Genomic DNA, 22,595 nt, shown 5'->3' with positions numbered 1-22,595 from the left:
AATGTCCAACTCTCAAGAGGGATCGGTTTTAACTCTTCATTCGGTCTACAACTATGCCTAATATCAAGGAAATACTCGGAATCACCGCTGTCGTAATAAGTATTTTTAGTTTATTTCCGTATATATCCGATATCGTAAAAAAGAAAACTAAGCCGCATCTTTACACATGGGTGATCTGGACACCTCTCACATTTATGGCCTTCTTCTCTCAGATGAGCGACGGAGCTGGTGCAGGTGCCTGGACCACCGGTGTTACCGCCATACTCTGCTTGTTAATACTCGCCTTGTCTTTTAAGTTTGGCACGAAAGATATCACGAGGAGTGATAAAGTCATGTTGGCCGGAGTTGTTGGCGCCACATTCCTGTTCATAATTGTGAGGAACGCTTTACTTTCGATCATTCTCGTAACATTTATTGATGTTGCTGCGTTTTATCCCACGATTAGAAAAAGCTTAAAGAAGCCTTACGAGGAAACCCTTTCGACTCATAATTTTGCGGCAATCAAACATTTTATATCCATATTTGCTCTAGAAAAGATTTCCCTAATCACTGCGCTCTACCCGTCAGCTGTATTTTTAGCCAACCTTATACTTGTAGGGGTTTTGATAAAGGGAAGAAAGAAATAAGTTTGTTTCTATTATTTTCCCAACATAAAATCGGGAATCGCGATTCTGAGAACTCGGAAAAATAATTAAAGTGCTGTAAGGCCCTTGTCTGGTTGAATTTGGTAGTATTAGGAATGTACGACTGGCATGCAGTGCTCGGACTTCTGTCCGGACTTCTCATATTCTTCGCGATCGTCCCATATATTCGAGATATTTTGAACGGTAAAACCAGGCCAAACTCAGTTTCTTGGCTTGGTTGGACAATATTATTGAGCATTGGAGCCGCTGCACAGATAAAAGAAGGGGCCAGTTTTTCCGTTTTGTTGTTAATAGGAGACTTACTTGGAACTGGAATTACTTTTTTGTTGTCATTAAAGTACGGAGTAACAAAGTACACATTGTTTGATAGATTAAGTCTGATCTTCGGTTTTTTGGCTATCGCGTTATGGATGATAACTAAAAATCCACTAACGGCTCTGGTCCTATCTGTAATTGCAGATCTAATTGTTTCTATGCCAACTATTAAAAAGTCTTTCAGCGATCCAATGTCAGAGACGCCTTCTGCATTTTTTATCTTTGCTACGGCCGCATTTGTTGGAGTTTTGTCTACGACGAAGTTCGATGTAGCAAATCTACTATTCCCCGTATATTTATTTCTGATAAATATTTTGATCGCCACACTTAGTCTTCGAGGAAGATTGGCTAGAAAGTAAACAAGGTATAGTCGGCATTTTTAAATAAAATCACCTTATCTTCTGCGTATTTTGCGTCTTGGTTTGAGATGAGGAAGAGGCCATCATTTTGGGTAAAAGCTTTCTCAAATGCCTCTATCTCATAGAAGTAATTTACTTTTTTATTACTGTAGTAGACGGCGCAGGCATTGCCCCCGTAGTACCAAGTGTTCGTAAGCGTCTCATCTAGAGGGAGTATAACCTTGGCCTGTCGTTCGCCAAACGGAACGAGGTAGTTGAGAACACTGCCTTGTAGTTTTGAGGACTGCAAAATTACCTCATATCTTGAATCAATTGTTGGTTTACTTTGCGTAAATCGTGTTTCGTTCAGGATTAATTTTCCTACATCCAAGATGATTAAAATTAATAAGAGAACAAAAAGTACATTACTTAGTACTTTATTTTTTTTCTTCATAAAATCAAAGACCAGATTCAGGCAAATCGCGAGAAAAATGGAAAGGTACGGGAGTAGTGGAATCACATACCATGCAATTCGAGTTTGGACTCGTGAAATAGATATGAGAGGTAGGAGCACGAATAAGAAAACTGTATAAGTGAGACTATTTTTCTCAATTTGTCCCCGAACTGTCATTCCGAACTATCTGCCGGTAGGCAGGGTGAATGCAAGAAATCCAGATCCTTTCTTGGTTCGCTTTGCTAGATCCTTCACTGCATTCAGGATGACCGATAAAGGCGCTATGAATAGTGCAAAGATCCACGGAAATGATTCCTTGTAAAGAAGGTCAAGATAAAACCAAATTCGCTCTCGGTGAAACTCTACAGGAAAGGTTGAACGTTTATAAAAATTATCGACTAAATACATCTGTATAAATTCCTTTTGATGCGTGAGGTACATCAGAAGATGCCATGGGAGTCCAATCACAATAAATGAGGTGAGCATTTTGAAAAAATCGAAGAATCGATTTTTCTTTGGTTGGAGTAAAATTGAAAGGAACAGTGTTCCCATATAAGGAGCAACACCTAATCCCTTGACCATCAGCGCAAACGCAAAAAAAACTCCGCTCATCCATACGAGTAATTTCGACCTTTTTCCTTTACCATTTGCAGACGATACCCAGGTCCAAAAACCAGAAAATATAAACAGTGAAAAGAGGACGTCGGTTGAGACCTTTGTAGAATAAATGACATACGATTCGAATGTGAGCATGAGAAGCGTCGAGATTACCGCTATTCTCTTTGAGAAATAGGTCTGACAAAAAACGTAGATCGATCCAAGAAGCGTTAAACTTGCGAGAACTGTTGGAAGTCGAAGATTAAATTCAGTTTTCTGAAAAAGTAGTGGCAGCTGCAAGATCCATGAATAAAACGGAGATTTTTCAAACAGACCTAATGTATTCCACGTATTATGAAGCGCCGAACTACCCATCTTCATGCTGATTGCATAGCCTGCATAAATACATTCGTCCCAGTCCAGTAACAAATCACGACCAAGCCTAAAGGTCAAAAGAAAACCGACTACCGAAAGTATGAGTATTAATGGCCAATAAGATTGAATTTTTAATTTGAAGTTTTTAATTTTTATTCAGTTATTAATTTTTAAATAAGAAATAAGAAATAAGAAATAAGTCCCTATTCCTCAGAATCGAGGATCCCGATCGAAATCGGGAAACTAAGAACTAATTGTTATAGTCTCCTCTTACGTTATGGTACATAATGACTGCAATTCCTCGAAGCGTTTCTAAAACGTCGTGGAAGAAGGTAACATTTTTTGTCTCAACATGACGCCATATCACCGGGACCTCCATAATTCTTTTTTTCATTTTAGACGCTAGAAAGAGAAACTCGAGATCGAATGCTGCTGATACCGAGGAGCCCGTAACCGTTTTCTGTCTGTCGAATAGTCTAATGCAATCAATAATTGCTAGTGCCACATCCCGGTTGAAGAGCTTAAAGCCACACTGGGTGTCTCGGATTTTGTGAAGACCGAGGGCGAGGTTGCGAATTACGATAAATCCTACCGCCATTACCTTGCGAAGAATCGGAGCACCTTCGCGAGTTGAGTTACGTGATCCTATCACAATATCGAATCCTTTTTCCGCCTGCGCTATGAGTTTTTCAGACTCTTCAAGCGGAGTTGCGAGGTCAATATCAGTGAACATTACAAACGGTTCCTTAGATTGTCTAATTCCTTCTATCACAGCGCGCGCTTTTCCCTCATGATTATTTTCAACCAACCTGAAGAACTTAAATTTGGGGAGATATTCTTTTTTGATAATTTCCTTGGTTGAGTCCGTTGATCCGTCATCAACTATAACAACCTCCGTGAAGTGCTTATGATCTTGAACATAGTTTGCTATTCTATCTAACACTCCTTTTTGAATATTTTTCTCCTCGTTATAGCAAGGAATAATAAGGGTTACGTGCATAATTTTTAGTTCAAAGTTTTTAATTTTTAGTCAATTTACAATTTTAAATATTTATAATTGAATTCAAATTTCAAATTACAAAATTCAAATTTCTAACGGGTCAGTTTATAAACCTTGAGCCAAGGGTAGGCGGAAATAGTCTTTGTTGCCTCAATTTTTTTAGGATTGAAATGTGCAATTGCCCACTGAGGATCACTCATTGGGTTGCACTGAGCCTCGCATACAACAAATAAACTATTTGAAGGTGAGTACGAGTCCGCTTCTTTTGAGATAGGTTTTTTGTTTAGGACATCAAGAAAGTAACGATACGGATAGTCGGCATAAGCGTCTGGGGACGAGGTGAGTGTGAAGGTCTCGGTGGGTTTCATCGAGATGATTGTGAGTGCGATTTGGTAAGCTTTATCGATCTGATTTTGGTGGTCCTTCTCGCGTAGGAAGTAGTACTTCTGAACGTTGAGATTGAGAAAGACTCCTAAGGTAAGGGCAATCAACAGTCCGCCAAGATAAGCATTGAATCTACCGAGTTTAACAAGGAGATAGCTCGCGGTGACATATAGCAAAAGATATGTTCCTCCGACGTAGTGAGCATATTTTGGCCCTCGGTAAAAGGATACTCCAATAATCATTACGAGGAGTGATCCAACCAGATACGAAATTTTTTCTCCTTTTTTCAATGTATATATAAATACGACGAATAGTAATAATCCTATGAATATTACCCACCAACCCGTGAAGTTATACTGTGTCGCAAACTGAACTGTGTTCTGAAGGGACGTAAAGAGTTCGTTATTAAATGGGGTGTTGCTTGATCCAGAGTTGGTGGATGAGAAATGAAGAATGCTTCTGAAATTGGGAAATGAATGTATCACCTCAAAGAGAAGGAATGGAGCAAGGGGGAGAACGAACGACGCACCAAGGGTGAGTGAATTACCGATATGAAGGAGGAGAGGATCTTTTCTTTCCTGCTTGCCGGCAGGCAGGTCATTGATGTCATTAAACAATAGGACCACTATAGTGACCGGAAGTAAGAAGACTGCCAAATAGTGAAGTTGAATAGCGAGAGATAGTAAAATTCCATGAAGAATAAAGTATCTAAGTTTTTTAGTCTTCACAATCTTATAGAGGGTGTATGCTACAAAAAGAGTTGTTTGAGGTAGTAGATTCGGATTCCATGAGAAACGTGAATACTCGACCAAAACCCATGAAAAAGTTGCAAATGCGACTGAGAGTAAGGCGGTTTGTTTATTCACCATTTCTTTGACTGCTATGTATTGGAGGAAAAGTGCAGCTGATGTAATGAGCGCAATACCAACCGCGGGGCCGATCGGATTAAAGATGGAGAGCCAGAGCCAAGGAGCCATCATGTAGTAGTAAAGAGGACCAAGATAGATACTTCCGACTGAGGTGATGGGTCCAAGAGCAGGAAGATCTCTCAAGGTTGCGATGTTGCGCATAACAATTGCATCTCTTCCCTGATCTCCCAAAAAGGTCGCTGTTTCATAGATGAGGTGTAATCTCAAGAAGGCCCCGATAGCTACTAAAATAAGTACCGCAATCATCCATAGTTTTCCACCAAATAGAGCTGACAACCTCTTCATCATTACCATAGTATAATAAATCATGCAGTGGTTTTTCAGGACGTATAAAAACTACCTCTATATTCTTCTTTTCACCCTTATCTCGAGCATGGTAGTATGGTTGCCGTTTGTTCAACAATTAGGCTTTCTCGGTATGCATATTCCAAATACCGATACCTCGCTCATATATCGTAACTTTGATGGACTCCTATATGTGATAGCAGCTAAATCATGGTATCTACCATCAGCAATTAACTCGCTACGGCTTGAAGGGGGACTTACTCCCGAGTACTTTGCTGCACATCTTCCTCTCTTTCCAGGGCTCATTCGTGGATTTGCATATGGTTTGGGTTATGTAAAATCGATGATGTTTGTAACGCTTCTCTCTACAGTACTGCTCGGTTGGTTTTTTTATTACTTCGTACAATCTCAAAAACTCAGTACTAAACCCCTACTCCTCACATTCGTATTTTTAATGTTCCCCCGATTTTTAGTTGTGCGGTCGATCGGTTCTCCAGAGAGTTTATTTATGTTGCTCATTTTGCTCTCACTTTTTTTCTTCGAAAAGAAAAAGTACGTATTTGCTGGTTTAGTAGGTGGACTCGCGACGATGACAAAGCTACCAGGAATTCTTTTACTTGCAGCTTATGGATTTTCAGCGGTACAAAGGATGAGGGAGGAGAAGCGATTTGAGTCTGGATGGTTATGGCTTTTCCTTATTCCTGCAGGGCTTGCTGCGGTCTGTCTTATCTATCAGCAGCAGATGGGTGACCTCTTTGCATATTGGCACACGGGTTACGTTGTACCGATGCCTTATCCATACGCAGCATTCAATGCTAGCGCAAAATGGGTAGGTACTCACTGGCTTGAAGATGTTCTACTCACCTTTGCAATCTATGCTTTAACTGTGGTTTATACATATAAACATAAGATGCAGATTTTATTTTACTTTTCGCTTACCTTTTTCTTTAGTTTAATTTTCGTACAACATCGAGACATATCGCGTTACGCTTTGCCAATGTTGCCAATCACATGCATCGTGTTCGAAAAATATTTAACCTCAAAAAGGACAGTCATTTCGTTTATACTGATTGTGCCCGCTGTATATCTCTACGCATGGACCTTTCTGCAAGGAAATGCTATGCCGGTGGGTAACTGGGCACCGTTCCTATGACCCCGATTGCCTCAGAATCGGGATCCCGATCGTAAATCGGGAAAAACTAAAATAAACTATGAAGAAACTGCTTAATATTATTAAAAACGCTGGTGGATCATACTCATAATTATTTTCGTTGTTGGTTGGATTGTTTATGGTCAGACTGTGGGTAAAAAAAGTACCGTTGTGGAGTTGACCTATAAAGTAAAACGACAGACACTAAGCGAGTCATTGACATTTTCGGGATCAGTAGATGCTCAGGAGAAGGCAACTCTTCGCTTCCAGACATCTGGTCGTCTCGCATGGGTAGGGGTAACAGAAGGTGATGTGGTAAAAAAGTATCAATCAATAGCATCGCTGGATCAGAGACAGTTAAAGAAACAACTAGAGAAAGAACTTATTACCTATGATAAACAAAGGCTTACATTTGACAACACGGCAATGGATACCGATGAGCATGCACTATCTCCAGATAAATATCTGAGACAGGACACGATCGATGCATATAAAAAGTGCAGTTCGATCTTAATAGCTCAGTTCTAGATGTTGAACTGTCGGACATCTCCCTTCGTTATTCAACTCTGGTTTCGCCTATCGCTGGTGTTGTTACTTCGGTTGGCACCAAGCAGGCTGGTGTTAATATAACCCCTACGCAAGCCGAGTTCGTAATTGTAAACCCAGAAACTCTTTATTTCTCAGGAGCTGTGGATCAAACTGATGTTGTGAAAATGTACGAAGGAATGAAGGGTCAAATTAGTTACGATTCTTTTCCAGACGAGACCACATCAGCTACCATACAGTCCATTGCGTTTACTCCTAAATCAGATGAAACAGGAACGGTATATGAAGTTAAGATTAGCACCTCTCCCGATAGTTCTGATAGCGCTCAACTGAAATATCGTTTAGGGATGACGGGAGACGTTGAGTTCATCACTAAGAAGATGGTTGGTGTTATTGGCGTACCAACAACCTTTATTAAATCAGAAAGTGGCAAGAAATATGTAATGAAAAAAGTTGGAGAAAAGAAAGTAAAAACAACGGTGGAGGTCGGTGAAGAAATAGACACGGCAACGGTGATACTAAATGGATTACAAGAAGGTGATGTTGTCTATGATTAAAATAGAGAATGTTACAAAAGAGTATAAGCTCGATGAGGAGGTTGTCTTCACCGCACTAAGTAATATTTCTGTCCAGATAAAAGATGGCGAGTTTTGCTCAATAATCGGCCCCTCCGGTAGTGGAAAGTCAACGCTCATGCACATTATCGGGCTTTTAGACAAACCATCGACAGGAAAAGTTTCAATAAATGGACAAGATATTTCTAAGCTCGATGATGATGAGATCTCAACCCTTCGTAATGAGTATGTAGGATTCGTATTTCAACAGTTTAATCTCATCAATAAACTTACCGTTCTTGAAAACGTAATGCTTCCATCAATCTATGCAAGAAAGAAATTGACATATAAAGCCGAGGAGAAGGCTATGTATTTACTCGAGAGATTTGGAATTAAGGAAAAAGCAAAGTCGTATCCTAATAAAATATCTGGAGGACAGCAGCAACGCGTAGCTATTGCTCGAGCGCTCATTATGCAACCAAGTCTTATTTTGGCAGATGAGCCAACCGGCAATCTCGATACTAAGACAGGTGACGAAATTATGAAACTCCTAAAAGAATTAAATAAGGAAGACAAGATAACGATTGTGATAGTCACTCACGAACCGGACATTGCAGCAAAAACGAAACGACAGATAAGAATAGTTGATGGAAAGATCGTTTAGAAATTTGATTTTAAGTTCTATGATGTATTTCGTATTCCTTTTAAAAACGGCACTTTTCAACTTCTCTAGGAATAAAGGGAGGACCTTCCTCACATCTCTTGGTATCTTAATTGGGGTTATGTCGGTAGTTCTATTAACTGCAGCAGGTCTTGGACTAAAAAAATACATTCAGCAGCAGTTTGAGAGTTTTGGGTCAAACACTTTAAGAATAGTTCCTGGAACTGTAATTCGAAACGGACAGTTTCGAACTGGAGGGTCTTCGGTTGGAGCCATTCGATTCGATGAAAAAGACTTTAATAATCTTAAACGTCTTAAAGTCGTTGAAGATATTGCCCCTATTTTCACTACAAGTAGTGAGGTAATCTACGGGAAGAATAAAGAGTTTGGAGACCTCTATGCAACCAACGAAGATATTTTTCCCGTACTAAATCTGGAGCTCCAGTATGGTGAGCTGTTTACTAAACCCGATGTCCTGAAACGATCGAAGGTGGTAGACATTGGTCCCAAACTTGCAGAAAAGCTTTTCGGCAAGGCAGAGAATGCAGTTGGCAATACAATAAAAATTCAAGGAACTTCGTTCAAGGTTATTGGGGTTCTCAAGTCAAAAGGTGGAGGATTTGGGGGTCCTGATCTTGACTCATTCGTTTATCTTCCCTATAGGAGCGCCTATATCTTCAATCCCGATAAGAAATTTCTTGTTTTCGCAATTAAGTTTAAGACGGGTACGAGCATAGACAGTATTAAAGGGGATATTAAAGAAGTTCTTCTTCGTCGCTACAAAGAAGATGATTTTTCCGTCTTTGAGCCTACCCAAATTTTAGATGCTTTGAATCAAATTTTTGGTACCTTGAACATTGCGCTGGTCGCAATTGCTGCCATTTCTTTGGTGGTTGGTGGGATAGGAATCATGAATATCATGTATGTAACCGTTACAGAGAAGACGAAGGAGATTGGGGTCCGCCGAGCTCTCGGAGCACGGAAAAATGACATTCTATTTCAGTTTTTGGTCGAGTCAGTAATATTGTCGTTGTTTGGAGGACTAATGGGACTCGCCCTCTCCTACCTTATCATTTTTGCAGTCCAGAGCTTCTTTCCCGCCTATGTTGACGGGCAAACTGTAGCGTTGGCTCTTGGAATTTCATCGGCTATCGGAGTAATCTTCGGCGTATTCCCTGCAAAAGGAGCGGCTGATTTATCACCAATAGACGCGATTCGAAGCGAGTAAATTTGCTAGACTAATGTATGGCAGAAGTTACGGCGCATACGATTACTCTTCCCGTAAATAATACTCTCCCTGAAGCACAAGTAATCCAACATCTTGTAATCCAACATCTTGAAAGATCTATCGCTACTGCTGAAGCTCCGGAAATACGGAAAACAAGAGCGAACCTTCTTTCAGCACGCCTTGAAAATCATGTAAAAAAAATAGGAGAACATCTCTCGACTGAGCAAATCGATTTCAAAAAAATTACTGAAACTCTTAAATATTTTAATACTCGTGATGAGTCTATAGGAATGAGTCCGGTTGAACGAATAGCAAAGATATATGAATCGCTTGATGTACCAACAGACGCCGAAGAACGACGACTCTTTGATGATGCTCTACAAAAACATATGTTTTTTTTAGGAGAGAGAGCTTTCGATCAGCACTACGATAATCCAGAGCAGTATGTATCCCACGGTTTTGATCATTCTATACGAGTTGCTAATTATTCCAATCAGATAATCGAGAGTTTTCCACAGATTCTCGATTCTGTGGCCGAGGAGTATGGTCTTTCGACTGGCCAGGCGAAATTTATGATAGAAAATGCCGCACTATTTCATGACTGTGGGTACTGTGCCCTCGCAAGAGGAAGTAATAAAGTCGCTCACAGCGTTGGTGGTCTGAGGATAGTTTCAGATAAGAATCTCCAAGAACAGATGAGACATTTACTGTCTGCAGGTCGAGATAAATTAACTGATGTCCAACAAGCTAAGTTAATGAATGATTTTGAAGGAGCAGTATTGTTTCATAACGCTGATAAGGTAGAAAAATCCTACGGAGCTAAAGTTGAGACGACTAAAGGTGAATGGTTGGGACTTGCAGATGAACAGGATATAGTTCAAGTACTTTCTCTTTGGGAACAAAGAAGTAAAAGTGATCCGAATCTCGACTGGTTCAATCCAGCTGAGGTCGTCGTGAAGGTAAAGTCACCAGAAGCAAAGCAGAGGATAGAAGACGCGCTTGCAGAAGAATTTGCAAAGAGAGGGTTAAATCCTGAACAAATGCCAAGGGTTTTTTGGGACAATCCAACGACAAGTACCTCACTCCCAGATGATTTGCTCTACTATGGAAGGAAAACTGATTTAGAACCCGGAGATAAACGAATTGGTCTTGAGTTTCGTGAAGCCGATACGCTTGGATATTCGATGCTCGCGCTTTTACGAGTTGGCGATAACCTGGATTTATTACACGATCGATTCTCACAAATTCAAAGAAATCCAGCATTCTCCCAAATCTATAGAGAGTTTTTCGGAAGAACTGATCTTGGAGAGGAAGGAGTGAAATCGACAATTATTAATAATATTTTAAATAGAGATTCTTCCATATCTCAACACGACAGAACGAAGCTAGAAGAATTAGGCGTATTGCTTGATTCTGAATCATTTAAGCATTTTGGTGGGTGTGAAGCATTGAAATCTGTTGTTTTTCGGCCAAGTTCACAAAGCAGTCAGCAGGCAGAGATTGCCATCTACGTAGATCGGTCACTATTTGAGGAATTACAAAAGGTGAGGTTCAGAGAGAAGACGATTGGGCCAAATAAGCAAATAGAAGAAATCGATATGAACGTAGCTGAATATCAAATATGGAGATTGAATGACGCGGTGCGGGTCAATCTGCACGGTGGGAGTCCTATACAATTAAAAGTTCTTACAGAGGACGGTAAGGACATCACTCAAAGTACTTTTCTCCAAACAGGAGCATCTCGAGTTGGACCGTAATGATTTTTGATTATTCCGACAGGCTCGCCATAAGTTTTCTGCCAAAATGGCCAGCCAGTTTCTTTATATCGTGGGCCACTATTGAGTAAGAGTTCATCAAATCCCTGCTTTTTTGATTCGTCTTCAATTGTTTTAACCAAAGCTCTTCCAACTCCCTTTCCTTGGCGTTCTTCAAAATGAACGTATGCATTAATAATTTCTGCAGGATGGACAGTTTGCGCAAAAGGTCTCATGACCCAACTGAGTGGCTGAATCCCCATCATTCCAACAACGGCTCCATCAGAAGATTGGGCAACAAAAAATTGCTTATTATTCTCATGCGTCAAGCTTTTTTGAATCTCCTCAATTGTATCTCGTACCTCCTCAGTTAAAAGTTCTCCGGTCATAGTTGGAAATCGGAGCCACGATTCTAAAATTGGTCTGAGGTGTGGGATGTCCGTAGCCATGAGAGGTCGGACACTGCCCTTAAATTTATTTTCTATTTTTATTTCTCCTTCCATATTATCTACCAGTCCATCGGGCGTAAATAACAAAACCAAGACCTACCGCAAGAAAGAAAAGGCCGATTGCTTGAAACCTAGAAACCTGTTCCTTAAATATTACATATCCCAAAATTGTTGAGAGAAATATTGCTCCACCAAAAACCATAGGTGAAACAATAGCGACCTTATTTTTCTGCAAAACTTTTACCAAGCGCCATGGTAAAAAGAGCTATGAGAAGTCCTGCGACAACTGCGTAGATGATTCCCATTTTCGAGTTTGTGAATGTTTTGGCGTTTAGAATTGGGATAACGAGGGCAATTGGCAAAAGTGCTGAAACAGCATTCATGATACCCGCTACTAGATTAGTGTTAGCGCTGCGAGAGGCAGCGGCTCCAAACATGATTCCTACGGTGTATAAAATTGAGGCAAGAAAAATATAGATCATGATGATTTATGTGTGGCGGTCGGCAACTTTGCTTGCGCCAAATGAGTCTGGCTTAATTTTAACATCGTATCCGCTTGAGCGAATCATTCCTGTAATCTCTTGGATTAGGTCCTTTGTTTTTCCATTCTTTCCAATGTCGATATGAATCTGAATGTTGAAACGAGATACCCCGTTACTACGTAGAAGCTCGACGAATCCCTCCGACACCTCAAGCGACATAAGCGCCTCACGATACATACGTTCCTTCAAATTTACTGTTTTTTCATAAAGTTCTCTTCTCCAAAAATATATTCCTCCACGTCCCAATCGGTGGACGACTAATGCAGAGACGAAGTCATAGCCATTCCCTGATTTAATTTTTTGCGAGTCTGTACCAACAATGATTTGGTAGTTTTCTTTCGAGCCCTCAGACATATAACGAGAGACGATTTCACGTAGGGTTGCTAAGTCTACTTTTCCGTGTGTAGGACTATAGTAGTACATTAAAAACTCATTATAGCACGGTTGTCGCTTAGAGCGTAGAACGTGAAGCATAGAAGGTTTTTCGACCGATACCCGATATCTAATGACTAACAACGAGCATGTTTTGCCGTTTGACATATGCAAAACGTGATTTTATACTGTGGCGTCATGAATCTCAAAGGCTATATCAAGGGGACAAACGTAGTTGTTGATACGTTGTGGGGTGACTCTGGAAAAGGAAAGATAGTTGACATGGCAGCGCAACATGTAGACATGGTTGTGAGATATGCTGGTGGTAGTAACGCCGGTCATACCATTAAAAACGAAAAAGGAATCTTTAAACTTCATCTCGTTCCCTCAGGAATTCTTAACCCAAAGGTCATGTGCATAATTGACTCAGGAGTTGTTATCGACCCTATCTCCCTTGCTCTAGAAATTGCAGATGTTCAAAAACAGGGGGTCAGTATTACGCCAAAAAATCTACGAATCGCAGGTCGAGCACATCTGGTAATGCCATGGCATTTGCTTAGAGATCAACCAAAGAAATCAAAAAGTACATCGGCAAAGATTGGAACAACTGGTCGGGGAATAGGCCCAACATATTCAGACAAAACTGCACGTGAGGGTCTTCGAGTAAAGGATTTATTTACCCCAGACTTTTCTACAAAGATAGAGGAAGAACTAAAGAAGCAAAATAAAATCCTTTCAAGTTTGTATGGTGTTAAACCCTTGAATAAAAAACAGGTACTCCTGTCTTTAAAAAAAGCGAGATCGATACTCAAACCATTCGTCGATGAGACCTTCCCAATAATTCAGGAATATAAAAGGAAGAAGAAAAACATTTTGGGTGAGGGTGCGCAAGGTGCACTCTTAGACATTGATCTCGGGGGATTCCCATACGTGACGTCAAGTCACACCGGAGTGACGGGGTTCAGTACAAGTACTGGAATACACGATCATGAAATCGTTAACGTGATAGGCGTTACTAAAGCATACGCGACGCGAGTTGGCGGTGGACCTATGCCAACCGAGTTACTAGATAAGCACGGTGAGAAACTACGAGAGGTTGGAGGAGAATACGGAGCAACAACGGGACGACCACGAAGATGTGGTTGGTTTGACCTTCCGGCTACAAAATATGGGATATTAGTTTCAGGGACAAGATCGATTGCGCTTATGAAGCTTGACGTTCTTGACGTATTTAAAACAATTAAAGTTTGTGTAGCATACCGACTTAACGGGAAGACTGTGGCAATCCCGCCAGATATGGATACAAATACATTAGTTGATGTGAAGCCGGTCTACGAATTGTTTAAAGGATGGGAACAGAAGACTACTGAGATTCGATCTTTCGATAAATTACCGACAAATGCGAAAAAATATATACAGTTTTTGGAGAAACATCTCGGCAGTCTTGTTCAAATAATTTCTGTTGGAGCGGGGAGAGACCAGACACTTTTTAAGTTTTGAAGTAGAGATCAATCGCATCGCAAATCTCCGGATTATCTTTCCTGTACTTATTTAGTAATTGTTTTGATGCTTCCTTTGTTAACCAGAGATACTCTGAGTGTTCTGAGCTTAGTCTGATTTTCCCAGAGATGTAAAAACAGCTGTATCCAATAAGTAAAACAGGACTCTGATCTTTATCCAGTCTCCAAGTCCAAGTTGTAAGTGGTTGTCCAATCGAGATGTTCAATCCGATTTCTTCGCTTATTTCACGTTTGAAAGAGGCTATGAGATTTGATTCGCCTTCTTGAATGCGTCCTCCTGGGAGATCGAGTCCCCACTTCGGATCGATAAGAAGAAGGAGTTCATTCCCTTTTCGTATGAAGGCTTTCTGTCCAACGTAGAATAATTGATTGTCTGCCATTTCTTTTGTCATTCTAACAGACATTACGAGCCTCGTAAGGTAAAATATAGTTTGGCGGCGAAGCCGAATAAAACTCGGCAAAGCCAAGTTTGACTTGGTGCGGTGGCGAAGTGGTAACGCAACTGTCTGCAAAACAGTTATGCAGGGGTTCGATTCCCCTCCGCACCTCAAGATTGGTTGGAAGGTTGTAAAGGTTGAAATGTTTTAGAAAGTTGATTCGTGAGTTCTATAGTTAGAAGGTTAAACTGGTTAACTTAATAGCAAACCTTAAAACCTGTAACTTTCTAAACCTTTAAACTTATTTAGGAGAGGTCGCACCCCGAAGGGGCCCCGTTGGGGTAGTGGCCTGTCACAATTTAGGAGAGGTCGCATAGTGGCCTAGTGCGTCGGTCTTGAAAACCGATGTCCTTCACCGGACCGTGAGTTCGAATCTCACCCTCTCCGCATCTAACAGCGATGGAGTCTTTTGATATACTTTAGGAACATGAAGAGGTATGACGGAATCGTAATCCTCGGATCTCAGCCAATAAATCCTTCCGTTTCATGGACATTTCCTACTCACGTATATAATAGTTTAGATAGAGCAATAGAGCTCCATCATAAAAAAGTTTCTCCATATATTATTGTTTCTGGGAAATGGTCAGTACGGTTCGATACGCTGAAGATAACACCACCGTTTACAGAATGTGACAAAATGGCAGAGTATCTACTAGAAAAAGGAGTTACTAAAGAATTTATACTTAGAGAAGATGAGTCAAAAGATACTGTCAGCAATCTCTATTATCTTAAAAAACTGATATTTAAGCCTAAAAAAATAAAAGAAATTCTATTTATCGTTGCCGATTTTCGCATCGAAAGAATAAGATATTTTTGTAAAAGAATTCTTGGTTCAGAGTACAAAGTACACTTTTTAAGTGTTAATTCAGAGTCGGGAGAAATTTATCCAAACGAAGCTCACACATTCAAAATCTACAAAGAATTTCTTTCTCCCATGAAATCGGGCGATGATGCTTGGCTTGACGGAAAGTTTTTTACTGCTCCAATTTACAGTTATTGGAAGAATCTTCTTCTGAAAAAGTCACCGAAAGACCGACTCTTTAGTTAAAGGAATTAAAGCTTAGGATGCTCTTTTCTTCTCTTAATCTTGTTAAGAGAAGCCATCACACGATGATGAAGATCGATGTTCTTTATTCGTGCAAATCTAATGATCGCAACCATAATATCACCCAACTCTTGTTCATATGTCTCATCCTGCTGAGCAGCTATGTTTGTTGGCTTTCTTCCATGTTTGGCAAGATAAGCTCTAGCCATCTCTCCAATTTCCTCAACGAGATTGAGAATGAGAAACGAGCCGAACTCTTGTGAACCTTTAAGATCGGTATCGATCTGGTCTAGTTTTGCGAAATACTGACCGAAGGAAGATCGTTTTCTCTTGCCTCGATGTAGTTTTGAATTTGCCGCGGATGATGTCAAGTTCGCTTTAAATTGTTTATTCTCCTCCATAACGATATTATATATGAAATGAAATATAAAACGGAAACCTCAGCCGGTGGCATCGTGTTTAAAAAAGTAGGCGAGCAGACTCTTTGGCTCGTTACGCAACATTCACAGCATAAGCATTGGGGATTCCCGAAAGGTCTTGTAGGTGATGAAGATGAGAACGAATCGAAAGAGACCGCAGCGCTTCGTGAGGTTCGTGAGGAAGGTGGCGTCGTGGCAAAAATTGTGAACCCCATTCCAGCTGAAGCGCTCTATAAATATACATTTGAAGAAACACTAATAGAAAAGAAAGTCTACTACTTTCTCATGGAGTACAAATCCGGTGACCCAAAGGATCATGACTGGGAGGTTTCCGATGCTAAATTCGTGACAGAGGATGAGGTGAGAAAAACTTTAAGCTATAAAACCGAAAAAGAAGCTTTTGAGGAGATTTTGAAAAAATAAATCTGGAGCGGGTGAAGGGAATCGAACCCTCGGCTCATCCTTGGCAAGGACGCGTTGTACCACTCAACTACACCCGCAATACATCAATTATATCACTACTTCACCTTGAGCTAGGTTATTTCGATAGAGCCTCATTATTTTCGGACAGGGAAGATTAGAGTCGGTCGTAGATGCATCCTAGATATAACTGTTTCTTTACCGGTCAGGCCATCAATCACCCGACCCATCGAGTCATATTGTCCAGAGACGATAAGCTCTTCACGAAAAAAGGAACCGTTCTGATATGCGATTCTTTGGTCGATGACGGGAAGACCATTTACTCTTTGATTTCCCTGATCGTCGGTAGTAACTAAGATGCGAGATGCTTGTCCCATTTCTGGGAATCGCAATGATTCAATTCTGCTCATGAAGTTGATATGTTACACGATGAATTAATTAGTTTCAAGATTTTTTTACTTGTAAAGGTAACTCTCAAATCTAACGGGTTATATTTTGCTCGCACTATGTGCGGAGAGTCAGAGTCGAACTGACATCTGAGGTTTTTCAGACCACCGCCGTGACCACCTTGGCTATCTCCGCTATATTTCTCTGCCCTCCACAACTTAGCATTCGTCTTTTCACCGAGTCAGACTCGGTTCACTACTATCCGTAGACGGCTCATGCTGCAATTGTTGGCGGACATAAGAATCTGTAAGTCTGATAAATTATCAGACACAGATTCTAATGTGGGCCTGCTTGGAATCGAACCAAGGACTTCCATCTTATAAGGATGGCACTCTAACCGCTGAGTTACAGGCCCTTCTCAATAGCTTATTATACTAAAGAGTTCAGCCGTTAGAGATGTGGACCCGAGGACCTGCCTGCCGGCAGGGAATTGCCCCGATCGGTTCGCCATCGGGATCCCGACTTTATGTCGGTAAACTCCTTAGATCTGTGGACCCGAGGAGAATTGAACTCCTTCCTCTGCAATGCGAATGCAGCGTTGTACCGTCTAACTCCGGGCCCTATGCCTTATAGGCCTAGAGCTATAACGACTATTATAGCAAGTAGAAGACGGTAATAGGCAAAGCCGACAAGTGTATTATTCTGTAAATAGTTAAGTAACCATTTCACGGAAACATAAGCCGTTATAAATGCAGTTACAAATCCGATGATAAGGAGCGAGGTCATAGATGAGGAAGTAAGTAGAATGTCCTTCGACTGATAAAGATCGAGGGCGCTTGCAGCAATAATTGTTGGCATAGCTAGCAAAAATGAATACTTAGCTGATTCATCTCGTTTAAATCCAAGCATCATCATGAAGATCATAACGATTCCCGCACGTGAAACTCCTGGAACAACGGCAAGCGACTGAATGAGTCCGATGAGGACTGCTTGTTTACTCGTTATCTGAGTTAGATTTTTCTTCAGTTCTAATTTCTTAGTTCTTATTCGGTGTTCAACTATCAAAAATAGTATCGCTACAACCGCCATTGAGGCGATGATAAGGGGGTTTGAGTTGAAGAAAACCGTCTTAATTGTTTTATGAAGGACAAGTCCGACAACTGCCGTTGGAATAAAGGACAAAATGATATTGATAAGTGCTTTCTTATGTTCGAGGACATATCGAAGGTATAAAAAGACTACTGCTAGTATTGCCCCCGATTGAATAAAGACTTCAAAGAACGTTTGAAACTCTGTTTGAGCGAGTCCCAAAAATTTACTTGTGAGAATAAGATGTGCTGTAGATGAGATGGGTAAAAACTCGGTCACGCCCTCAACGACTCCAAGTAAAAGCGCATGAAAGATATTCATAAAAAATATTTAGTATTAGGTATAAAGTATAAAGTATTTGGGCTCTGTTCTATATACTAAATACTTTATACTAATCATATGAAAATCGCACTCGTTCACGATCAGTTGCAGGAGTTCGGAGGTGCCGAGAGGGTACTTTTTGCGCTGCATGAGATCTTTCTTGAAGCGCCGGTTTACACGGCATTCATTAATCAAGACAATGCTAAAAAAAACATTAAGGACCTGTATCGTTGGGATATTCGAACTTCCTGGGCTTCTAAAATTCCGTTTATTGGGAAATTATATTCTCCGCTCCGTTTTCTAGCTCCTCTCATTTGGGAAAGCTTTGATTATTCAGCGTATGATGTCGTGATTTCTTCGTCCGGTTGGTATATGTGCAAAGGGATCAAGACCCAAAAGCCTACTACTCATATTTCATACATACATCACCCTCCAAAATATTTGTATGGTTACGAAACTGCGGTTGAGTGGCAGAAATATCCAGTTGTTAAACTCTATGCAAATATAGTTAATTTCTTTCTAAAAAAATGGGACTTTAGTTCTTCAAAAAGACCAAATATTTTAATTGCCAATTCTCATGAAACTCAGCAGCGGATAAAGAGGTTTTATAATCGAGACTCTATTGTGATTTATCCTCCGGTAGATATACCTAAACAAGTTCCAAGTTTTGAGTTTCAAGTTCCGAGTTATTATGTAACTGTTTCTCGTCTTGGAAGAGCAAAGCACGTCGATCTGTTAATTCAGATGGCCAATGTACAAAAAGTTCGCCTTAAAATCGTTGGTAAAGGGCGAGATCTCGATTATTTAAGATCGTTGGCTGGTGACACTGTTGAGTTTATTACCGATGCCTCTGATCAAGAGCGAGATGAATTGCTCAAAAATGCTAAGGCATTTTTGTTCGCATCGGTCGATGAGGAGTTTGGGATTGCCCCAGTTGAGGCAATGGGATTTGGTACTCCCGTCATCGCATACGATAGTGGCGGTCTAAGAGAAACGGTAAAGCAAGGGCTGAATGGCTTTCTTTTTAACGAGCTCACACTAGGGTCATTATCTAACGCAGTGAACAAACTTGAAAAACTCTCAGAGGATGCATATCTCAAAATGAGAATGGCTGCTCGGTCGGTATCTGAAAACTACACCTTCGAGAATTTTAAGAAAGAAATACTATCGTTGATTCCCAAAAAGTAAATATATTTCCCTTCATCACACAAAGTCCTTGAAATTTGTCTCGTTGAGATGAAATGGTCCCTTTTGGCCCTGTACCATTTTAAACGCTGCTTTTCGCACCACTGTTTCTATGGTTCTTTCAAGACTTCTGATTCCTGAATCAAAACCAAGTGGTCTTGTAATTTTTTGCCAAAGAATATCGTCTATTACAATTTCGGTTGAAGACATTCCTGCATTTTTTAGTGTTTTTGGAAGTACAAACTGTTTGGCAATGGCTATCTTCTCAATGTCTGTGTAAGAAGGCATCTGTACGACCTCTAGACGATCGAGAACTGCTGTTGAGATCGAGTTTGTGTTGTTTGCCGTTGCCACAAACAATGCTTTGGAAAGATCGAATGGGAAATCTATAAAGTGGTCAGTAAACGCTTTATTTTGATTTGGATCAAGTAGCTCAAGAAGCACTCCCATGATCGATGACTGTGAGTCTGGAGCTATACGATCGAGCTCATCAAGTAAGATTACTGGATTGTTTGAGCCGGCCTCTCTCAGAATTTTCATGACAGTTCCAGGTTCAGCATTTGGTTGAGTTTTTGATTGACCACGAAGATCCTGCGAAGAGGAGAGTCCTCCAAACGGAATACGTACAAACTTTCGGCCTAACGCCTCGGCGATGGAGCTAGCTAAGGTCGTCTTACCAGTACCGGCCAGTCCAACAAAGAACAGTATTGGGGCATGAAATAACTGTGGTGTTGGCGACTGTTTCTGTAGAATTAGTACGGAGAGATACTCGAGAACGCGTGATTTAATCTTCTCAAGTCCAAAATGATTTGCATCGAGTGTTTTTTTTACTTCGATAATATCAATTTTTTCTTGTGTTGAGATGTTCCATGGGAGGTGAGTAATCCACTCTATATACTTTTGAGCTACGTCTAATTGGGATAGGGATCCACCAAACTTAAGAGTCAAGTGAATTCTCTCTATCTGTTCGAGAGCTTTTTCCTTAAGCTCTTGTGGCAGTACTACTGAGTTGAGTTGTTGGCTTAGTTTATCGAATTCTGGGATGCTATTTTGAGGATTCATATTTTATTGACAATGTAAACGAGATGTACTATCATACACCTAGTTAGACTGCTAATTGTTTTCGTACTTATTTTCATTTTATTAGTTATTAAAAGTAAAAGCTATGGTAAAAAATACACAAATGCCTTCAATCAAACCTCTTCATGATTTCGTACTTGTTAGACCTATGGGACAGGAGGACAGAACAGCTTCAGGGATTATTCTTCCAGACTCTGCCAAAGAGAAGCCTCAGATTGGTGAGGTAATGGCGATTGGTCCAGGTAAGTTCGATGAAGACGGAGAAAAAAGAATGCCAATCGAACTCAAGATCGGGCAGAAAGTTCTATATAAAAAATGGGGAGGTAACGAAGTTAAGGTTGGTCAGGAAGACTGGATGCTCATTGAGGAGCATGATGTTATGGCCATAGTCGAGTAATCAGTAAGCAGAAGTCAGTTTTCAGAAATTAAAAATTCAAAAAAAATTAAATAAAATGTCTAAATTAATCAAATACAATGCAGAGGCTCGTCAGTTACTTCTTAATGGTGTAAATCAATTAGCAGATGCAGTTGCTACGACACTCGGTCCTAAAGGACGAAATGTTGCAATCGATCGTAAGTGGGGTGGACCAAGCGTGATCCACGACGGTGTAACCGTTGCAAAAGAAATAGATCTAGAGGATCCATTTGAGAACATGGGAGCACAACTTGTGAAGGAAGCTGCTTCAAAAACAGCAGATGTTGCAGGAGATGGAACCACAACCGCAACTGTTTTAGCACGTGAGATCATCCGAGAAGGAATAAAAGAGATTGAGTCCAAAGCAAACCCAATGATAATGCGACGTGGTCTAGAGAAGGCAAGCGCACATATCGTTGAGGAGCTAAAGAAGATTAAAAAAGATATTAAACTTAGCGATGCAGCAAGTGTTGCTACGATTTCTGCTGCTGATCCAGTTTTAGGTAAGCTCATCGCTGACGCTCTCCACAAGGTTGGAGGTAGAGATGGAGTAGTTACTGTTGAAGAAGGAAAAGGAATTGTGACAACCTTAGATCACAAAGAGGGAATGCAGTTTGATAAAGGTTACGCTTCCCAGTACTTTGCGACGAACACAGAAAAGATGGTTGCGGAGATCGAGGATGCGCACATTCTCATCACCGATAAGAAGATTACAGCGATCTCAGACCTGTTGCCTTTCTTGGAGAAATTGGTAAAGGTATCTAAGAATTTAGTTATTATCGCCGATGAGGTAGAGGGTGAAGCGCTTACTACCTTGGTAGTAAACAAGCTGCGTGGAACCTTTAATGCATTAGTCGTTAAGGCTCCAGGATTTGGAGATAGACGAAAAGAAATGCTCGAGGACATTGCCATCATAACCGGTGGTACCGTTGTCTCTGAGGAGCTTGGAACAAAGCTTGAGAGCGTAGAACTCGACCAGTGTGGACGAGCAGATAAGGTCTGGGCAGATAAAGAAAACACAAGAATCATCGGTGGAAAAGGAGTGAAGGCCAAGATCAATGCTCGAATTGAACAGATCAAATCAACCGTGAAGGAATCGACGTCGGAGTTTGATAAAGAAAAACTTCAGGAGCGTTTGGCGAAGCTCACCGGTGGAGTTGCGGTCATTAACATTGGAGCAGCTACCGAGGTTGAGTTGAAAGATCGCAAGGAGCGAGTAACCGATGCAGTTGCAGCAACCAAGGCAGCTCTTGAGGAAGGAATCGTTCCTGGAGGAGCGATTGCGCTTTTAGCAATAAGTCAAAAAATGTTACCATTAAAGGCTGATAAGTTGAATAAAGATGAACTTCTTGGATTCAACATTGTCAAACGAGCTCTCGAACAACCATTCAAAAAGCTGATGGAAAATGCGGGTATCGATCCAAACGAGGTTCTTGCAAATGCACGAACACTTTCCGCAAAGGGCTTTGGATATGATGTGATGAAGCTTGAGAATGTCGAGGATGCTCAGCCAATCGATATGGTTGCAGCCGGAATCATAGATCCTCTTAAGGTTGTACGTAGCGCAGTGCAGAACGCTATTTCTGTTGCGGCTATGGTTCTCACAACCGAGGCTCTTATCACGGACAAACCAGAGAAGACTCAGGCGCCAGCCATGCCACAGATGCCAGGCGGTATGGACTACTAATAAGTCAGTTGTT

27 protein-coding genes and 6 tRNA genes are annotated in these 22,595 nt (G+C 40.8%); 16 read left to right on the top strand and 17 right to left on the bottom strand.

Annotation, left to right across the window (positions count from 1 at the left end; translation table 11 throughout):
• Positions 1–53 precede the first annotated feature (53 nt).
• Together IPH70_04190 and IPH70_04185 are read left to right on the top strand one after the other, a co-directional pair.
• Entirely contained in the window at positions 54–626 is a 573-nt protein-coding gene (locus tag IPH70_04190; GenBank protein QQR63674.1) for a hypothetical protein, read from the top strand.
• Between the two features lie 113 nt (positions 627–739).
• Entirely contained in the window at positions 740–1,318 is a 579-nt protein-coding gene (locus tag IPH70_04185; GenBank protein ID QQR63673.1) for a hypothetical protein, read from the top strand.
• On the opposite strand, the gene IPH70_04180 is transcribed toward IPH70_04185, so the two are convergent.
• From IPH70_04180 to IPH70_04165, 4 genes are all read right to left on the bottom strand, one after another.
• Entirely contained in the window at positions 1,308–1,928 is a 621-nt protein-coding gene (locus IPH70_04180; GenBank protein ID QQR63672.1) for a hypothetical protein, read from the bottom strand. The genes IPH70_04185 and IPH70_04180 overlap by 11 nt on opposite strands.
• A gap of 6 nt (positions 1,929–1,934) precedes the next feature.
• Positions 1,935–2,801: a glycosyltransferase family 39 protein gene (locus tag IPH70_04175; GenBank protein ID QQR63671.1), complete on the bottom strand. Its 867-nt coding sequence runs from the start codon at positions 2,799–2,801 to the stop codon at positions 1,935–1,937.
• A 172-nt stretch (positions 2,802–2,973) separates the two neighbouring features.
• Positions 2,974–3,723, bottom strand: a complete 750-nt coding sequence (locus tag IPH70_04170; GenBank protein QQR63670.1) for a glycosyltransferase — start codon at positions 3,721–3,723, stop codon at positions 2,974–2,976.
• 92 nt (positions 3,724–3,815) lie between these two features.
• The gene (locus IPH70_04165) at positions 3,816–5,324 is read right to left on the bottom strand and encodes a glycosyltransferase family 39 protein (protein ID QQR63669.1); all 1,509 of its coding nucleotides are present in this window, start codon (positions 5,322–5,324) and stop codon (positions 3,816–3,818) included.
• 19 nt (positions 5,325–5,343) lie between these two features.
• On the opposite strand from IPH70_04165, the gene IPH70_04160 reads away from it, so the two are divergent.
• The 6 genes from IPH70_04160 (at position 5,344) to IPH70_04135 (ending at position 11,217) form a co-directional block, all read left to right on the top strand.
• Positions 5,344–6,474, top strand: a complete 1,131-nt coding sequence (locus tag IPH70_04160) for a hypothetical protein (protein QQR63668.1) — start codon at positions 5,344–5,346, stop codon at positions 6,472–6,474.
• Positions 6,475–6,621: 147 nt separating this feature from the next.
• The gene (locus IPH70_04155) at positions 6,622–6,999 is read left to right on the top strand and encodes a biotin/lipoyl-binding protein (protein QQR63667.1); all 378 of its coding nucleotides are present in this window, start codon (positions 6,622–6,624) and stop codon (positions 6,997–6,999) included.
• Positions 6,969–7,574 carry an HlyD family efflux transporter periplasmic adaptor subunit gene (locus tag IPH70_04150; GenBank protein QQR63666.1) on the top strand — a complete coding sequence of 202 codons (606 nt, stop codon included), beginning with the start codon at positions 6,969–6,971 and terminating at the stop codon, positions 7,572–7,574. The genes IPH70_04155 and IPH70_04150 overlap by 31 nt, the downstream gene beginning before the upstream one ends.
• The gene (locus IPH70_04145; GenBank protein ID QQR63665.1) at positions 7,567–8,235 is read left to right on the top strand and encodes an ABC transporter ATP-binding protein; all 669 of its coding nucleotides are present in this window, start codon (positions 7,567–7,569) and stop codon (positions 8,233–8,235) included. Before IPH70_04150 ends, IPH70_04145 begins: the two co-directional genes overlap by 8 nt.
• Positions 8,219–9,460, top strand: a complete 1,242-nt coding sequence (locus tag IPH70_04140; GenBank protein ID QQR63664.1) for an ABC transporter permease — start codon at positions 8,219–8,221, stop codon at positions 9,458–9,460. The genes IPH70_04145 and IPH70_04140 overlap by 17 nt, the downstream gene beginning before the upstream one ends.
• Positions 9,461–9,477: 17 nt before the next feature.
• Positions 9,478–11,217, top strand: coding sequence for a hypothetical protein (locus IPH70_04135; GenBank protein ID QQR63663.1), 1,740 nt, complete (start codon positions 9,478–9,480; stop codon positions 11,215–11,217).
• Here the strand turns inward: IPH70_04135 and IPH70_04130 are convergent.
• From IPH70_04130 to IPH70_04115, 4 genes are read right to left on the bottom strand one after another with little or no spacing between them, the layout of a single operon-like run.
• Entirely contained in the window at positions 11,172–11,717 is a 546-nt protein-coding gene (locus IPH70_04130; GenBank protein QQR63662.1) for a GNAT family N-acetyltransferase, read from the bottom strand. The genes IPH70_04135 and IPH70_04130 overlap by 46 nt on opposite strands.
• Before the next feature lies 1 nt (position 11,718).
• Positions 11,719–11,898: a hypothetical protein gene (locus IPH70_04125; GenBank protein ID QQR63661.1), complete on the bottom strand. Its 180-nt coding sequence runs from the start codon at positions 11,896–11,898 to the stop codon at positions 11,719–11,721.
• Positions 11,885–12,145: a hypothetical protein gene (locus tag IPH70_04120; GenBank protein QQR63660.1), complete on the bottom strand. Its 261-nt coding sequence runs from the start codon at positions 12,143–12,145 to the stop codon at positions 11,885–11,887. Before IPH70_04120 ends, IPH70_04125 begins: the two co-directional genes overlap by 14 nt.
• A 6-nt stretch (positions 12,146–12,151) precedes the next feature.
• Positions 12,152–12,628, bottom strand: a complete 477-nt coding sequence (locus IPH70_04115) for a ribonuclease H-like YkuK family protein (protein ID QQR63659.1) — start codon at positions 12,626–12,628, stop codon at positions 12,152–12,154.
• A gap of 147 nt (positions 12,629–12,775) precedes the next feature.
• On the opposite strand from IPH70_04115, the gene IPH70_04110 reads away from it, so the two are divergent.
• A complete protein-coding gene (locus tag IPH70_04110) occupies positions 12,776–14,077 on the top strand; it encodes an adenylosuccinate synthase (GenBank protein QQR63658.1) in 1,302 nt (433 codons plus the stop codon).
• Here IPH70_04110 and IPH70_04105 read toward each other — a convergent pair.
• Positions 14,067–14,477, bottom strand: coding sequence for an NUDIX domain-containing protein (locus IPH70_04105; protein QQR63657.1), 411 nt, complete (start codon positions 14,475–14,477; stop codon positions 14,067–14,069). The genes IPH70_04110 and IPH70_04105 overlap by 11 nt on opposite strands.
• Before the next feature lie 96 nt (positions 14,478–14,573).
• On the opposite strand from IPH70_04105, the gene IPH70_04100 reads away from it, so the two are divergent.
• From IPH70_04100 to IPH70_04090, 3 genes are all read left to right on the top strand, one after another.
• Positions 14,574–14,645: transfer RNA gene (locus IPH70_04100), tRNA-Cys, on the top strand.
• Between the two features lie 191 nt (positions 14,646–14,836).
• Positions 14,837–14,921 (top strand) — tRNA-Ser (locus tag IPH70_04095).
• A 40-nt stretch (positions 14,922–14,961) separates the two neighbouring features.
• Complete coding sequence (locus IPH70_04090) at positions 14,962–15,582, top strand: YdcF family protein (protein QQR63656.1); 621 nt, start codon at positions 14,962–14,964, stop codon at positions 15,580–15,582.
• 5 nt (positions 15,583–15,587) lie between these two features.
• Here the strand turns inward: IPH70_04090 and IPH70_04085 are convergent, their stop codons facing one another.
• Positions 15,588–15,980, bottom strand: coding sequence for a hypothetical protein (locus IPH70_04085; GenBank protein ID QQR63655.1), 393 nt, complete (start codon positions 15,978–15,980; stop codon positions 15,588–15,590).
• An 18-nt stretch (positions 15,981–15,998) separates the two neighbouring features.
• On the opposite strand from IPH70_04085, the gene IPH70_04080 reads away from it, so the two are divergent.
• Entirely contained in the window at positions 15,999–16,421 is a 423-nt protein-coding gene (locus tag IPH70_04080) for an NUDIX domain-containing protein (protein QQR63654.1), read from the top strand.
• Between the two features lie 3 nt (positions 16,422–16,424).
• On the opposite strand, the gene IPH70_04075 is transcribed toward IPH70_04080, so the two are convergent.
• The 6 genes from IPH70_04075 to IPH70_04050 all read right to left on the bottom strand — a co-directional run bounded on the left by IPH70_04075 (position 16,425) and on the right by IPH70_04050 (position 18,215).
• A tRNA-Gly gene (locus IPH70_04075) sits at positions 16,425–16,498 on the bottom strand.
• 57 nt (positions 16,499–16,555) lie between these two features.
• A complete protein-coding gene (locus IPH70_04070) occupies positions 16,556–16,795 on the bottom strand; it encodes a hypothetical protein (protein ID QQR63653.1) in 240 nt (79 codons plus the stop codon).
• A gap of 132 nt (positions 16,796–16,927) precedes the next feature.
• Positions 16,928–17,000, bottom strand: a tRNA-Phe gene (locus IPH70_04065).
• Between the two features lie 147 nt (positions 17,001–17,147).
• Positions 17,148–17,220, bottom strand: a tRNA-Ile gene (locus IPH70_04060).
• 135 nt (positions 17,221–17,355) lie between these two features.
• Positions 17,356–17,426: transfer RNA gene (locus IPH70_04055), tRNA-Ala, on the bottom strand.
• 6 nt (positions 17,427–17,432) lie between these two features.
• Positions 17,433–18,215 (bottom strand): undecaprenyl-diphosphate phosphatase, encoded by a 783-nt coding sequence (locus IPH70_04050; protein QQR63652.1) that lies wholly within the window; start codon positions 18,213–18,215, stop codon positions 17,433–17,435.
• A 78-nt stretch (positions 18,216–18,293) separates the two neighbouring features.
• Here IPH70_04050 and IPH70_04045 point away from each other — a divergent pair, with 78 nt between their 5' ends.
• A complete protein-coding gene (locus IPH70_04045) occupies positions 18,294–19,403 on the top strand; it encodes a glycosyltransferase (GenBank protein ID QQR63651.1) in 1,110 nt (369 codons plus the stop codon).
• Between the two features lie 15 nt (positions 19,404–19,418).
• Here the strand turns inward: IPH70_04045 and IPH70_04040 are convergent, their stop codons facing one another.
• Positions 19,419–20,462, bottom strand: coding sequence for an AAA family ATPase (locus tag IPH70_04040; protein QQR63650.1), 1,044 nt, complete (start codon positions 20,460–20,462; stop codon positions 19,419–19,421).
• A 103-nt stretch (positions 20,463–20,565) separates the two neighbouring features.
• On the opposite strand from IPH70_04040, the gene IPH70_04035 reads away from it, so the two are divergent.
• Both IPH70_04035 and groL read left to right on the top strand, forming a co-directional pair.
• Complete coding sequence (locus IPH70_04035) at positions 20,566–20,877, top strand: co-chaperone GroES (protein ID QQR63649.1); 312 nt, start codon at positions 20,566–20,568, stop codon at positions 20,875–20,877.
• Positions 20,878–20,932: 55 nt separating this feature from the next.
• Entirely contained in the window at positions 20,933–22,582 is a 1,650-nt protein-coding gene (gene groL, locus IPH70_04030) for a chaperonin GroEL (protein QQR63648.1), read from the top strand.
• The last annotated feature ends 13 nt before the right edge of the window (positions 22,583–22,595 follow it).

The organism is Candidatus Roizmanbacteria bacterium (assembly GCA_016699265.1).
In the GTDB taxonomy this organism is placed as follows: domain Bacteria; phylum Patescibacteriota; class Microgenomatia; order UBA1406; family GWC2-37-13; genus CAZLQR01.
Note: the sequence above shows the minus strand (reverse complement) of the source record. Positions and strands in the feature narration are given on the sequence as shown.

Coding starts and splice junctions, on each gene's coding strand:
- IPH70_04190 (QQR63674.1), top strand. CDS start 54: ATGCCTAATATCAAGGAAATACTCGGAATCACCGCTGTCGTAATAAGT.
- IPH70_04130 (QQR63662.1), bottom strand. CDS start 11,717: ATGGAAGGAGAAATAAAAATAGAAAATAAATTTAAGGGCAGTGTCCGA.
- IPH70_04035 (QQR63649.1), top strand. CDS start 20,566: ATGGTAAAAAATACACAAATGCCTTCAATCAAACCTCTTCATGATTTC.
- IPH70_04085 (QQR63655.1), bottom strand. CDS start 15,980: ATGGAGGAGAATAAACAATTTAAAGCGAACTTGACATCATCCGCGGCA.
- IPH70_04170 (QQR63670.1), bottom strand. CDS start 3,723: ATGCACGTAACCCTTATTATTCCTTGCTATAACGAGGAGAAAAATATT.
- IPH70_04135 (QQR63663.1), top strand. CDS start 9,478: ATGGCAGAAGTTACGGCGCATACGATTACTCTTCCCGTAAATAATACT.
- groL (QQR63648.1), top strand. CDS start 20,933: ATGTCTAAATTAATCAAATACAATGCAGAGGCTCGTCAGTTACTTCTT.
- IPH70_04185 (QQR63673.1), top strand. CDS start 740: ATGTACGACTGGCATGCAGTGCTCGGACTTCTGTCCGGACTTCTCATA.
- IPH70_04160 (QQR63668.1), top strand. CDS start 5,344: ATGCAGTGGTTTTTCAGGACGTATAAAAACTACCTCTATATTCTTCTT.
- IPH70_04115 (QQR63659.1), bottom strand. CDS start 12,628: ATGTACTACTATAGTCCTACACACGGAAAAGTAGACTTAGCAACCCTA.
- IPH70_04045 (QQR63651.1), top strand. CDS start 18,294: ATGAAAATCGCACTCGTTCACGATCAGTTGCAGGAGTTCGGAGGTGCC.
- IPH70_04140 (QQR63664.1), top strand. CDS start 8,219: ATGGAAAGATCGTTTAGAAATTTGATTTTAAGTTCTATGATGTATTTC.
- IPH70_04080 (QQR63654.1), top strand. CDS start 15,999: ATGAAATATAAAACGGAAACCTCAGCCGGTGGCATCGTGTTTAAAAAA.
- IPH70_04105 (QQR63657.1), bottom strand. CDS start 14,477: ATGGCAGACAATCAATTATTCTACGTTGGACAGAAAGCCTTCATACGA.
- IPH70_04070 (QQR63653.1), bottom strand. CDS start 16,795: ATGGGACAAGCATCTCGCATCTTAGTTACTACCGACGATCAGGGAAAT.
- IPH70_04120 (QQR63660.1), bottom strand. CDS start 12,145: ATGATCTATATTTTTCTTGCCTCAATTTTATACACCGTAGGAATCATG.
- IPH70_04180 (QQR63672.1), bottom strand. CDS start 1,928: ATGACAGTTCGGGGACAAATTGAGAAAAATAGTCTCACTTATACAGTT.
- IPH70_04050 (QQR63652.1), bottom strand. CDS start 18,215: ATGAATATCTTTCATGCGCTTTTACTTGGAGTCGTTGAGGGCGTGACC.
- IPH70_04040 (QQR63650.1), bottom strand. CDS start 20,462: ATGAATCCTCAAAATAGCATCCCAGAATTCGATAAACTAAGCCAACAA.
- IPH70_04165 (QQR63669.1), bottom strand. CDS start 5,324: ATGATGAAGAGGTTGTCAGCTCTATTTGGTGGAAAACTATGGATGATT.
- IPH70_04145 (QQR63665.1), top strand. CDS start 7,567: ATGATTAAAATAGAGAATGTTACAAAAGAGTATAAGCTCGATGAGGAG.
- IPH70_04090 (QQR63656.1), top strand. CDS start 14,962: ATGAAGAGGTATGACGGAATCGTAATCCTCGGATCTCAGCCAATAAAT.
- IPH70_04110 (QQR63658.1), top strand. CDS start 12,776: ATGAATCTCAAAGGCTATATCAAGGGGACAAACGTAGTTGTTGATACG.